Here is a 13,727-nt window from a genome sequence, read left to right on the forward strand (position 1 = left end):
AGAGCGAGCGTTTAATAATTCTATCCCTGCATTTTGGTTTACAGAGAGGAAGGATAGCCCAAGAAAATAAGCTTGCACCCGGTAAACCTAATTGAAGCCATGTACTGGTCGTTACTTTTTCTTTTTACTTTCTGGATGACTGAGGTCATCGCCCTGGTCCACATCAACAGGCTTGCGTTTTCGATGTCTTCTTTTGTGATCCGACAGGGATCCTGCATTCTTGCAGACCTTCCTGCATGGGCGCTGCAGGCCATTCTTCCCGACGACGGTCATGTCACAGGTTTTTTCCCGAGTGTGGTATCTGTTTTTGTGAGATAAAAGAGATTGAAGATTTTTGAAATTTACCCCGCAGGGTCTTGCTTGGCCATCCTTTCCGATTAGTGTAGTGTCGCAGGTTTGTAGACCGGTGTGGGCTCTTCTTTTGTGAGCCTGCAGGGCTCCAAAATTCCTGCAGACCTTTGCGCATGGTCGCTGTTGGCCATCTTCTGAGACCAGGGTTTTATCACAGGTTTGTTGTCCTGTATGGTCTCTTCTTTTGTGATTCGAGAGGGCTTTAGCATTCCTGCAGACCTTGCTGCATTGTTGCTCCTGCCCATCCTCCCCGACCACGGTCAGGCAACAGGTTTGCTGCTCGCTGTGGTAATTGTTTTTGTGAGTGTAGAGGGTTTGTGCATTCTTGAAGGTCTTCCCGCATCGCTGCTGTTGGCCATTCTTTCCGACTACTGTTTCGTCACAGGCTCTTTGCCCGCTGTGGTATTTGCTCTTGTGAGAGTAGAGGGTTTCTATATTCTTGAAAGTCTTCCCGCATGGCCGCTGCTGGTCATCCTCCCCGACCATGATCGCGACACAGGTTTGTTGCATGCTGTGGTCTCTTCTTTTGTGTTCTTTCAGGGTTTTAGAATTAATGCAGGCCTTCCCGCATGGCTGCAACTGGCCATTCTCACCGACCAGATTCACATCACAGGTTTTTTGCCCGCAGTGGTATCTGTTTTTATGACATGACAGGGCGTGAGCATTCTTACAGAGCTTCCCGCATGGTCGCTGCCTGCCATCCTCACCGATCAGGGGCATGTCACAGTTTTTTTTCCCGGTATGGTATCCGCTTTTGTGAGACATGAGGGCTTTGGCATTCTTAACGGCCGTCCCGCATTGCCTTAGCTGGCCATCCTGCCTGACCATAATCACATTGCAGACTACTTTCCCGGCAGAGGCGGTTGTATCGGCAAAATGCGGGCATGAGTCTTGTCTGGGTGTTGCCTCTGTGTGCCCAGTCGAACTCTGTAAGGAGTTCAGAGTTCCGTTGTTGGACGAATCGGACAATGGTCGGAATCTGCATAGGCCATGACAGGGATGGATGAAACAATTCGAATCCAACGTATGTTGGTGTTGTTGAGGGCCCTGGTTACCATCGCCAAAGTTGGAAAACAAAAGACTGGTCAGATGGACTAAAGGATGAGTATATGTTTGGGGGGCTTGCTGGTCAGATGATCCTGATGGTTGACCTTGTTGTTGGTTACGTCCATAGCCAGGCATCATGGTGATGATCGCCAAACATTGATCCTCCTGTGTCAATATAGATAACACTTGTCGTGCAAAAGGATAAAACGGCGATGAATCCGGTTTCCAATAGCTTTTTAAAAGCCAGCCGCCAGCGACAATCACTTCTACAGGTAGCCATGAGTAACAAATGAAGCTTGAAGGAGCATATCTGGTGCTCAGGGTCAGCCCATAAGCAACCATCAGGTGAGTGGCGTAAAGCCATTGCCACGAAATGAACTTGATGAAGGTCGTTTTTTCTCTGCAAATGTAAGTTTGCTGTCGCTTGATATCAGAAAGCGAATCGGATTCCGTATAGTCTTTTTTTTCGGCGATGTCTGATGGGTTGACCGGTAATCTGTGTTGGTCAGAAAAGCTGCGGTTTGGAAAACCTGAATTTAGTTCAAACTCGATAATAAATCGTCCTGTCCATGGATCAGCCTGACAGACAACAAAAAACGACAGTGATATCAAAAGAGTCATTGCAAACAGTGAGCATTTAATAATTCTATCCTTGCATTCTGGTCTTCAGAGAGGAAGGATAGATCAAGAAAATGAGCGTGCTTTTCTGTCAAAGAATTTCCTTTAAAGACCCACTGTTAAATAAACTTTGTTAAAAACCAAAGGTTGTAACGGGTGAAACTTCATTGAAACGCTTTACTGGTCGTTACTTTTTCTCTTTACCTGATGGATGATCGGGGTCATTGTCCTGGTCCATATCAACAGGCTTGCGTTTTCGATGTTTTATTTTGTGATTCGACAGGACGCCAGCATTCTTGCAGATCTTCCCGCATGGTCCCGGCCGACCATCCTTGCCGACGACGGTCACGTCACAGGTTTGATGCCCGCTGTGGATTCTCGATTTGTGAGATGACAAAGAATTGAAATTCTTGAAGATGATCCCACATAGCCTTGGTTGGCCATTTTTCCCGACTACTTTTGCATCACAGCTTTGTTGCCCGGTGTGGGCAATTCTTTTGTGAACCGCAAGGGCATGAGGATTCTTGCAGACTATCCCGCATGGCCGCTGTTGGCCATCTTCTGAGACCGCCGTCAAGCCACAGGCTTGCTGCCCGCCGTGGTAATTGCTTTTGTGAATGTAGAAGGCCTTTACATTCTTGCAGGTCTTCCCGCATGGTCGCTGTTGGCCGTCTTTCCCGGTCACTATTGCGTGACAGATTTGTTGCCCGGTGTGGTCTCTTTTTTTGTGATTCGCCAGAGCATTTGCATTTTTTAAGACCACCCCGCATGGCTGTGACTGGCCGTCTTCCCTGACCAGGGTCAGGCCGCAAGTTTGTTGCCCACTGTGGACTCTATTTTTGTGATCCAACAGGCTTCCAGTATTTTTGCAGATCTTCCCACATGGCTGTTTCTGCCCCTTCTTACTGATTACAGTCAAGTTACAAATTCTTTGCTCGGTGTGGTATCTGTGCTTGTGAGATGACAGCGATTTAGCATTCTTGAAGACTGATCCACAAGGCCTCTGCTTGCCATCCTCCCCGACCACGTTCACGTTGCAGGTTTTTTGCCCGGTGTTGATTTTGCTTTTGTTATCGGCCCCTTCTACGCCTGTCCAGGAAAGATGAGGTTGGCTATGAACCGAATGAGATGATTCAGTGGTGTTTTGTTGTGTTTCTGAAGCTCCTTTCAGGGGGGAGAACTTGATAAATGTAGGGGGAAAAATGTTTTCTTCGAGAAAACGATCTGGTCCAAATGGACTGTCAATGACCGAAAATTCATTAGTGATGGAAGACCAATTTCCGGATATTGACATTTCATGGTTGAGTGACCCGGCGGGGAATGTGCTAAAAGCAGCCACAGTACCCATTGAGTCTATGGATACCTCGTCGAAGGAGGCTCCTTCCAGGGCGCCTTCGTCTGAGGTGAACTCGTCTGAGGCGACCCCGTCTGAGGCGACCCCGTCTGAGGCGACTCCGTCTAAAGAGTTAATGCTATTGGCCAGATGACCATTAATGTCATGCGGCTGTGGCTCAAATAATTGGTCACTATAAAATGGCGGGTAAATGTCAGAAAAATCATTCCATAGTTTGAACAGTGATTTTTGTTCGGAATGTGTAGCTTTTACAGAATCAGAATGGCCTATGCAACTGAGGTAGTGTCTATTCTCCAAATGAGTAAACAGTCTTTGTCCGGGTATTGTTTCTGGTTCAGCGGCTTGTTTTTCTGTCATTGCATCCGAAGTCTTTATCGGGGCAGAGGTCTCCCCAAAGTGTAATTCAGCTCGCTCCTTGCTATCGGATGATTGTTGGAGTTTACATACGCCACGACAGGGATGAACAAAACAATTTAAACCCAAGGTATGCAGGTTTTGTTCCGGACTTTTGTTACCGTCGCCAGAGTTAGAGTACTGGAGACTGTTTAAATCGCCTGTAGACTGGTGGCTGGCTTGTGAAGCTGGCTGTTCCGATGATTCTGATAGCTGATATTGTTGTTGATTATCTCTGGAGCCAAACGTCATAGTGATGGCTGAAAACGGTTGGTACCTCTGTGTCAACATACATGTCGCCTCCTGTTGTTCAAACGGGTTAAGCAGCGGTGAGTCCCGGTTCCAATAGCTTTTTAAAAGCCAATCGATAGCGACAACCACTTCTGCAGGTAGCCATGAATAAGAGATGGAGTCTGAAGGTGTGTTTTTGTTAGTCAGGATCAGCTGATAACCGACCAGAAGATGACTGGCGTGAAGACATTGCCATGAAATCGACTCAATGATGGCCTTTTTTACTCCATAATCACCAGGTCTTTGTCGTTTTTCATCAGGCAGAGAATCTGATTCTGTAAAGCCATTTGTGTGGGCAATGTCTGAGGGACTTCCCGGCAATGTTTGACGGTCAAGCTTTATAGAAAAGTTCCGTAGTGGAGAACCTTTATTTTGTTCAAACCTGATAATAAACGGTTCTGTCCATGGATCAGCCTGACAGACAACAAAACACGAGAGTATCATCAACAGAGGTATTGCAAAAAGTGAGTGTTTAATAATTCCATCCCTGCATTCTGGTCTACAGAGTGGAAGGATAGATCAAGAAAATAGGTGTGCTTTTTTGTCAGGGAACTACCGTAAAAAAACCTGGACCAAAGATGGCACCGGGTAAAACCTTATGAAATGGCGGGTAGCAGATCAATCGTCCTGATCTACATCAACAGGTTTGCGTTTTCGATGTTCTCTTTTATGGTTCGATAGAGCGCTGGTACTCCAGCAGACTTTTCCGCATGGCTGCTTCACTCCATTCAACCCGACCACGGTAAAGTCACAGATTTTTTGTCCGGTGTGGTCTCTTCTCTTGTGATCCTTCAGTGCTTGAGCATTCTTGCAGACTTTTCCGCATTGTCGTTGCTGACCATTCTCTCCGAGCAGAGTCAGCTCACAGTTTTGTTGTCCGGTGTGGTCTCTTCTCTTGTGATCCATCAGGACTTGAGTATTCTTGCAGATCTTCCCGCATTGTCGTTGCTGACCATCCTCTCCGACTAATAACACGACACAGGTTTTTTGCCCGCTGTGCACTCTGCTTTTGTGAACCGTCAGGGCTCGGGCATTCTTGCATACCGCCCTGCATGGCCGCTGCTGACCATCCTCCTCAACCAGGGGCACGTAACAGGTCTGTTGCCCGGTGTGGTGTCTTATTTTGTGATCCGACAGGGTTTTAACATTTTTACAGGCTATACCACATGGCTGTTGCTGACCATCCTCCCCGACCACGGTTACCTCACAGGTTTTTTGCCCGGTGTGAACCCTTCTTTTGTGGTCCGTCATAGCGCGAGCATTCTTGCAGGCTTTCCCGCATGGCCGCTGCTGACCATCCTCTCCGACCACTGTCAAGATACAGGTTTGTTGCTCTGTGTGGCTTCTTTTTTTGTGATCATACAGGGCTTGAGCATTGTTGAAGGCCTTCCCGCATGGATGCGGCTGACCGTCATCTCCGACCAATGTCATGACACAGATTCGTTGCCCGCAGGGGTCTCTTCTTTTGTGATTCGACAGGGTTTGTTGGCAATGTCTAGTTTCTTCGGAGGGAAGACAATCCGAAGGTGAAATTCCTGTCAATCCAAGCGTTCCCGTTTTTGAGGTTCTTTGGTTTGATGTCGTGAATATAGCTACTGCTGTTGGGGGTGACTGGGAAAGATGAGGTGTGCTCTGATCCCATTGGGATGATTCTGTTGTTGTCTGGTTTGTTTCTGAAGTCTCCATCGGAGGGAAAGAGCGGGTAAGCATACAGGAAATCCCGGTCGCTCCGGGAAGGCTCCGACTTTGCAGTTTGAGTAGCCCGTTGATTATAACCACGTCATCAACGTTGACAAACATTTGCCCGGGCCTAGTCACATCATCATTGAGTGATCCTGTTTGGTCTGTCGAACTGCCTTCAGAGTTCAGCGGCCATTCGGCGGGCTCGCTGCTAAAGGATGATGACAGGAATATGCAAACACCATGACATGGATAGGCGAAACAATTTAAACCCAAAGTATGTTGATGATGTTGAGAGCCTCCGTTACTGCCACCAGAGCCATAATACAGAGGGCTAATGAAAGAGCCTGTAGGGTGATTAATTGCTTGTTGGGCTGGCTGGCCAGATGATTTTGATGGCGGGTATCGTTGTTGGTTATGTCCAGGGCCAGGCATCATAAGGGTGATCACAAACGGGGGATTTTGACTCATCTTTTTTTGTTCAATGAGGTTAAACAGTCGTAAATCGGAGTTCCAATAGCTTTTTAAAAGCCAGCAGACAGCAACAACCATTTTTACAGGTAGCCATGAATAAGGGGTTGAGCGAAGAGAAGCGTCGTTGGTGGTCAGGATCAGACCATAAGCAATCGGCAGGTCACTGGCGTAAAGCCATTGCCAGGAAGCCGACTCAATGATCGTGGCTTTTGCCTGATAACCCGCTCCGTAGCGTTCGTAATCAGGCGGCTGATCCGGTTCTGTAAAACGTCCTGTCCATGGTCTTGCCTGACAAACGACAGACAGCGACAGTAGCAGAAAAAGCGATGCCGAAAAGAGTGAGTGTTTAATAATTCTATCCCTGCGTTCAGGTCTACAGATAGGAAGGATAGATCAAGAAAATAAGCACGTTTTTCCGTCAAAGGCCTCCTCTTGAAAAGCTTCTGACAGGACTGGAGTCAGATCGTTACTTGTTCACTTTAGTTTCTTGACGACTCAAGTCATTGTCCGGTTTAACATCAACAGGCTTGCGTTTTCTATGTGCTCTTTTGTGTTCATTCAGCGCACCAGCATTCTTGCAGGCTTTTCCGCATGGTTGCAGCTGTCCATCCTCTGCGACTATTTTCACTTCACAGGTTTTTTTCCCGCTGTGGGTTCTGAGTTTATGGATCGACAAGGCTTGAGCATTGTTGCAGATCTTCCCGCATGGCTGCGGCTGACCATCCTTCCCGACCACGGGTAAGTCACAGGTTTTCGGCCCGCTGTGGGCGAATCTTTTGTGATCATAATAGCTTTTGGCGTTTTTGCAGATGACCCCGCAGGGTTTTGGCGAACCATCTTCACGGATCACTGTCATGACACAGGTTTTTTGCTTGCTGTGGTCTTTTATTTTGTGATCTGTCAGCCCTCGAGCGCTCATTAAGACCCTTCCACATGGCCGCAACTGGCCATCCTCCCCGGTGACTGTCACGTAACAGGTTTTTTGCCCGGAGTGGTCTCTGCTTTTGTGAGATGACAGGGCTTTAGTATTCTTGCTGACTTTCCCGCATGGCCTTGGCTGGCCGTCTTCCCCGATGACTGTCACACCACAGGTTTGTTGTCCGCTGTGGTCTTTTCTTTTGTGTTTCGACAGGGCTTGATTATCTTTGCAGACCTTCCCGCATGGCCAATGTTGGCCATCCTCCCCGATCACGTTTACTTTGCAGGTTGATTGTCTGGTACGGTTGTTGCCTTTTTGATCCAACAGGCTTGTTAATGTTGCTGTCTGGTAAAGATGAGGTTGGCGCTGATCCAAAAGGGATGATTCAGTGGTTGTCTGCTGTGTTTCTGAATGGCCCATTGTAAGGAAAACCTCGTGCTGTTCGAGAAGGCACTGTGCAGAGGGTGAACCATTGATGACTAAAAAATCATTATCCGTGGAAGGCAAATTCCCGGATATTTGCACGTCATCGTTCAGTGACACACTGGCGTCAGTTGTATAGTTAACCCCGTCTGAGGCAGCCCACTCTGAGAGACTGAAGCTATTGAATAGTTTGTCATCCATGTTCTGAGTCTGTAGCTGAGATGATTGCCCGTAGCCCAGGATTTCAGTGTCAAAGAGATTATTCAATGTTTCGAAAATCGGCTCAACTTGAGAATCTGTAGCGCTCACAGAATTAAAATGACCTATGCAACTATGGCAGTGTCTATTCAACAAATCAGATAAAAAGCTTTGTTGGAGCATATCTCCTGTGTGGCCAATTGAAATCTCCGTAAAATTCAGCGGCGATTCAGCGAACTCTGTGCTGTCGAATGAGGGTCGGTGCTGACAAACGCCATGACAGAAATTGAAGTAACAATTTAAATCTAAAGTATGTTGATGTTGTTCGGGGTCTTCGTCACCGCCACCAGAGCCAGAGTAAAGAGTGCCACTGATAGAGCCTGCAGAGTGGGTAGATATCAGTGGGGCTTGCTGGCCATAGGATTCTGATGATTGATATTGTTGGTGCTGCTGTTGCTGCTGTTGGTTATCCCCGGAGCTGAACGTAATTGTGATGGCAGTATACGGGGGATTCCCCCGTGTCAACATAGACGTTGACTGCCGTGCGATCGGGTTAAACAGCGGTAAATCCGGGTTCCAATAGCTTTGTAAAAGCCAACCGACACTGACAACGGCTTCTACAGGTAACCATGAACAGGGGGGGGCGATTAGAGGGGCATCTCTGCTGCCCAGGGTCAGTTCGTAAGCGACCAGCAGATTCGTGGCGTAAAGAAACTGCCAGGAAATCGACACAAAGAGGGCCGTGTTTATCCTGTAAACGTCAGGTCTGTATCGTTTGTTATCCGGTGGTGAACCTGATTCGGCATAGTCGTGTGTTTGGTCACTGTCTGACAAGTTGACCGATAATGTGTGTCGATCTGGTGTCATGGAAAAGTCGTAACTTGGAGAGCCTGAGCTTTGTTGAAACTCCACAATATAAGGTTCTGACAATGGTCCGGTCTGGCCAGTGTCAGGCAATGAAAGTGGCAGCAACAGAAGTAACGTAAAGAGTGAGTGTTCAATAATTTTATCCCTGCTTTCTGGCTTACAGAGAGGAAGGATAGATCAAGAAAATAAGGGTGTTTTTCTGTTAAAGGCCTTTTGTTAAAAATCAAAGTTTGACCAGGTAAACGTCATAAAGCGGCTCTGTCGTTACTTATTCATTTTACTTTCTCGAAGTCTGAGGCGTTTCCCCTTGTCTGCATCAACAGGCTCCTAGGAGGCCGACCGAGAATAGACTGCCCTACTGCGGCGGCAGCAAATTGGTCTAAAAATCCGCTTTTGTTCGTCAAATAGCTCGCTATTCTCCTCACAAAACCGAATTTTCATCCTCAATTTTCTGCCGTCCTCGCTACGGGCGCTATTCTCGGTCGGCCTCCTAGTACTTTCGATGTATTCTTTTGTGATTCGTCAGGGCTTCAGCATTCTTGCAGGTCTTTCCGCATGGTTGCAGCTGGCCATCCTCTGTGATCACTGTTTCGTCACAGATTTGCTGTCCGGTATGATCCCTTCTTTTGTGTTCTGAGAGGGCTTGAGCACTCTTGCAGATTTTCCCGCATAGGTGCAGCTGGCCATTTTCCCTGATCACGGTTACCTGACAGATTTTCTGCCCGGTGTGGTCTCTTCTTTTGTGATCCGTCAGGCTTCTTTGACTCTTGCAGACTCTTCCGCATGGCTGCCGCTGGCCGTCCTTCCCGACCGTGGTCGCGTCACAGGTTTTTTGCCCGGAGTGATCTCTTCTTTTGTGATCCAAAAGGACTCTAATAGTCTTAAAGGCCTTGCCGCATGGCTGCTGCTGATCTTCCTTTCCGACCACTGTCACATCACAAATTTGTTGCCTTTCGCGCTCTCTGTTTTTGTGATCCCTCAGGATTCTGACATTCTTGAAGGTCTTCTTGCGTGGACGCAGCTGGCCATTCTCCCCGATCATGGTCATTTCAAAGTTTTTTTGCCTTCCATGGGTTTTGTATTTGTGAGTCGCCAGAATTGCAGCATTCTTGCAGACTTTCCTGCATGGACCCGGCTGGCCATTCTCACCGACCACGGTCGCATCACAGATTTTTTGCCCACTGTGGATTTTACTTTTGTGAGACCAGAGAGATGGGGCATTTTTGCAGAGTTTCCCGCACGGCTGTGGTCGGCCATCCTTTCCGACCACAGTCACCTCACAGGTTATTTCACCGGAGAGGGCTCTTTTTTTATGATACGTCAGGGATTGAACTTTGTTGTAAACTCTTCCGTTAGGTCTCAGTTGGTCAACCACCCCAGCCAGTGCCAGGTTGCAGGTTGGTCGCCCGGCAGGATCGTTTGCACAGGCTGCCTCAGCGCTTATTGAGTCTATGGTCAATCCTCCCAGAGGGCTGCCATCAATATCATATGGCTGAAATAGTTCATCAGAATCGCACAGGAGCTGAATATCATCAGGGAAATTATTCAATATTTCTGTAAGCTGGTTTTGTTCGCGAAGTATAGCTTCTGAAGAATCAGACTCAATCATGCAATGAAAACAGTATCCTTGAGTCAAATGTGGGCATAAGCCTTGTTCGGGTGATGCTTCTGTTTGAGAGATTTGCATTCCTGTTATTGTCTCTGGAATCTGTATTGGCATGAAGGGCCGCTCACAGTGTAACTCAGCGGTCCCGGTATTATCGGGTGACAGTCGGAATTGACAAATTCCATTACAGGGATAAACAAAACAATTTAAACCTAAAGTGTGCAAATGTTGTTGAGGGCCTTCGCCACCGCCGCCAGAGCCAGGTTGCAGAGGGCTAATGACAGAGCCTTCAGAGTGCCTGGTGGCTTCCGGGGCGTGCTGCTCCGATGATTTTGATGGCTGGTAGGGTTGTTGGTGATGCTCGGAGCCAAAAATCATTTTCATGATCGCAAACGGTTGACTCCTCTGTGCCAACATAGATGTCACCTGTTGTTCAATCGGATTAAACAGCGGTGAATCGGGGTTCCAACTGCTTTTCAAAAGCCAATTGACAATCACAATGGCGTCCAGAGATAGCCACAAATGAGACATGGTGCATGCGGGAGAGTACTTGGAGATCAGGATCAGTTGGTATGCAATCAGCAGATTCGTGGCATAGCGCAATTGCCACGAAATCGACTCAATAATGGTTGTTTTCACCTCGTAATCATACGTTCTCTGTGACGGGTTCCCCGACGATGTATTCAGGTCTCGCCTCATAGAAAAGTTCTGGTTTGGATAACCTGTGCTTTGTTGAAGCTCAACTATAAAACGACTTGTCAACGGTTTGGCCTGACAGACGACAGACAATGAAAGCAATAGCAGGGTCAGATAGAGAGAGTGTTTAATGATTCTATCCTTACTTTCTCGTATACAGATAGGAAAGTAGGTCAAAAGAATGACAGGGTAGGGATAAGATGGAGATATTTACTTGTCCCCATCATCAGGCTTGCGTTTTCGATGTACTCTTTTGTGATAAGACAGGGCCATAGCATTCTTACAGACCTTTCCACATGGACTCGGCTGACCATCCTCCCCGTGTACTGCTATTTTGCAGGTTTGTTCTCCGGAATGTTCTTTCATTCGGTGATTCGACAGGCCTTTAGAATTTTTTAATGTCTTTCCGCATGGTCGCGGCTGGCCATCCTCTCCGACCACTGTCGAGTAACAGATTTTTTGCGTGCCGTGGAATCTGCTTTTGTGCACCGAAAGGTTTTGAATATTATTGAAGGTCCTTCCGCATAGCCGCTGCTGGCCATCCTTGCCAACTATATTTGCGTCACATATCGCCTGCCCACTGTGGGCTGTTCTTTTGTGATTTACAAGGTCTATAGCACTTTTGCAAACCCTCCCGCATGACTGGCGCTGACTCTGTTCGCCAACGACTTCATAGAAACAAACTTTTGGTTTGGTGTGGTCGCTTCTGTGGTGATTTCGCAGGGATTGAGCGTTCTTGCAGACCTTTCCACATGGCCGTTTCTGACCATCTTCTGCGAACACTATTGCACTGCAGGTTTGTTGCCCTGTGTGGTCTCTGTATTTGTGATACCGAAGGGCTTGAGTATTCTTACAGACAAATCCACATGACCGCTGCTGGCCATCCTTTGTGAACACGCCAACCTTACATATTTGTTGCCCGCTATGGTCTTTTTTATTGTGGTATTTCAGGGCTAGAAGATTCTTGCACACCATTTCGCAGGGCCGCAGCTGGCCATCCTGCCCGATAACGGTTTCGTCACAGATTTGTTGATTGCTGTGAACGTTTCTCTTGTGACTCTTCAGGGCTTTACTATTTTTGAAGAATTTTTCGCATGGTCGCTGCTGGCCGTCTTCGTCGGACACTGTAAAGTCACAGTTGTGCTCAGTGCTATGGAATCTGGTTTTGTGATTTGCAAAAGCTTTGGCATTTTTGCAGGGAAACGCACATGGCTGCGGTTGGCCATCTTCACTGATCAGAGTCAGATTACAGATTTTTTCACCGCTGTGCTCTTTTCTTTTGTGATCTGACAGGGCTCTCAAACATTTGAAGACCAACCCGCATGGCCGCAGCTGGCTGTCGTCCCCGATCACCATGACCTGACAGGCTTTTTGCCCTGAGTGGTTTTTGCTTTTGTGATCTGACATAGACTTGGCATTCTTACAAATGGCCCCACATGTCCGCAGCAGACCATCCACACCGATCACGGTGACATAACAGGTTTGTTGCAGGGTGTGCTCTCTTCTTTTGTGATCCGAGAGGTCTTCAGCATGCTTGCAGAGCCTCCCGCATGGCCGCCGACGGCCATCCTCCCCAACCAGGGTCACGTCACAGGCTTTTTGCCCGGAGTGGTATTTGCTTTTGTGAACTGACAGTGCCTTTTTCCTCTTGGAGATGACTCCACATGTCACCGGCTGGCCATCCTTCCCGGTTATGGTTACGTCACAGATTAGTTGCCTGTCGGCGGGGGGGATATTGGTCGTCACGATAGTTACTGAGTCTGAGGTAAGTTCGTCTGTAAAGTTGTAGCTATTGGCAGGGCTGCTATCAGCGCCATGCATCTGTGACTGATTTGTATCTGGCTTAACCAGTTGACCATAGTCGTTTTGAGGTTCAATGGCAGGGGAATCATTCGCTGTTATGAATAGTGAACTTTGTAGGGGATTTATAGTATCTAAAGGAGCCAATTGACTGATGCAAATAAAGCAGTATCCATCAGCCAAATGGGGGCATGCACTTTGTCCGGGTGCTACTCTTGCGTATCTTGTCGGGCTTTCGTCGGGGTTGGGCCACCATTCAGCAGGCCCGAGGTTATCAGATGATGATCGAAATTCACAAACACCATGACAGGGAGAGAGAAAACAATTCAAACTCAGAGTATGATGGAGTTGTTGAGGGTCTCCGTTGCCGTCAAAAGAGCCAGAATGCAGGAGTTCAGTTAAATTGCCTGTAGGTTGGGTGGAGGTTTGTGGGGCTCGCTGACCAGATGATTCTGACGGCTGGTATTGTGGAGGGTTATGTCCAGAGCCAAACATAATAGTGATGTTTGCCAACGGGTAGTCGCCCTGTGTCAAAATAACTGCCGCCTGTTGTTCGAACGGGTTAAACAGCTGTGAATAGGGGCTCCAATAGTTTTTTAAAAGCCAGCCGACAACGACAGCTAATTCTAGAGGTAGCCATGAATATAGTTTGGAGCTCAAAGGGGTGGTGGTCAGGATCAGTTTGTAAGCAACTGTTAGATGAGAAACGTAAAGGTACTGCCATGAAATTAACTCAATGATGGTCGTTTTTACCTCGTAACCACCTGCTACTTGTCGTTTGTCATCAGGCGGCGAATCGGGTCCTGTATAGCCGTTTGTATCAGAAATATATAACGGGTTGTCCGGCAATGTTTGCAGGTCACTTTTAATGGAAAAACTCCAGTTTGGCGAAATTGCATCCTGTTCAAACTCAGCAATATAGCTTCCTGACCATGGTTCGGCCTGACAGACAAAAGAGGACAATATTAGCAGTATTAGCAGTGCTGCAAAGAGTGAGAGTTTAATAATTC

The 13,727-nt window shown here is 47.5% G+C and carries 6 protein-coding genes; all 6 read right to left on the reverse strand.

Annotated elements, in window-relative coordinates; genetic code table 11:
• Window positions 1-111 precede the first annotated feature (111 nt).
• The 6 genes from ACOJUO_RS12700 to ACOJUO_RS12725 all read right to left on the reverse strand — a co-directional run bounded on the left by ACOJUO_RS12700 (window position 112) and on the right by ACOJUO_RS12725 (window position 13,680).
• A complete protein-coding gene (locus tag ACOJUO_RS12700; RefSeq protein WP_422139999.1) occupies window positions 112-2,019 on the reverse strand; it encodes a hypothetical protein in 1,908 nt (635 codons plus the stop codon).
• Window positions 2,020-2,203: 184 nt separating this feature from the next.
• Window positions 2,204-4,498, reverse strand: coding sequence for a hypothetical protein (locus ACOJUO_RS12705; protein WP_422140000.1), 2,295 nt, complete (start codon window positions 4,496-4,498; stop codon window positions 2,204-2,206).
• Between the two features lie 174 nt (window positions 4,499-4,672).
• Entirely contained in the window at window positions 4,673-6,205 is a 1,533-nt protein-coding gene (locus ACOJUO_RS12710) for a hypothetical protein (protein ID WP_422140001.1), read from the reverse strand.
• 469 nt (window positions 6,206-6,674) lie between these two features.
• Window positions 6,675-8,720: a hypothetical protein gene (locus ACOJUO_RS12715; RefSeq protein WP_422132381.1), complete on the reverse strand. Its 2,046-nt coding sequence runs from the start codon at window positions 8,718-8,720 to the stop codon at window positions 6,675-6,677.
• Between the two features lie 385 nt (window positions 8,721-9,105).
• A complete protein-coding gene (locus ACOJUO_RS12720) occupies window positions 9,106-10,860 on the reverse strand; it encodes a hypothetical protein (protein ID WP_422140002.1) in 1,755 nt (584 codons plus the stop codon).
• Between the two features lie 267 nt (window positions 10,861-11,127).
• The gene (locus ACOJUO_RS12725; RefSeq protein WP_422140003.1) at window positions 11,128-13,680 is read right to left on the reverse strand and encodes a hypothetical protein; all 2,553 of its coding nucleotides are present in this window, start codon (window positions 13,678-13,680) and stop codon (window positions 11,128-11,130) included.
• Window positions 13,681-13,727 lie beyond the last annotated feature (47 nt).

Origin of the sequence: Endozoicomonas sp. ALC020 (assembly GCF_049275935.1) — a bacterium.
Taxonomy (GTDB): domain Bacteria; phylum Pseudomonadota; class Gammaproteobacteria; order Pseudomonadales; family Endozoicomonadaceae; genus Endozoicomonas_A.

Excerpts from the sequence above, each read along its gene's own strand:
- ACOJUO_RS12700 (WP_422139999.1), bottom strand. The coding sequence starts at position 2,019 with ATGACTCTTTTGATATCACTGTCGTTTTTTGTTGTCTGTCAGGCTGAT.
- ACOJUO_RS12705 (WP_422140000.1), bottom strand. The coding sequence starts at position 4,498 with ATGATACTCTCGTGTTTTGTTGTCTGTCAGGCTGATCCATGGACAGAA.
- ACOJUO_RS12710 (WP_422140001.1), bottom strand. The coding sequence starts at position 6,205 with ATGAGTCAAAATCCCCCGTTTGTGATCACCCTTATGATGCCTGGCCCT.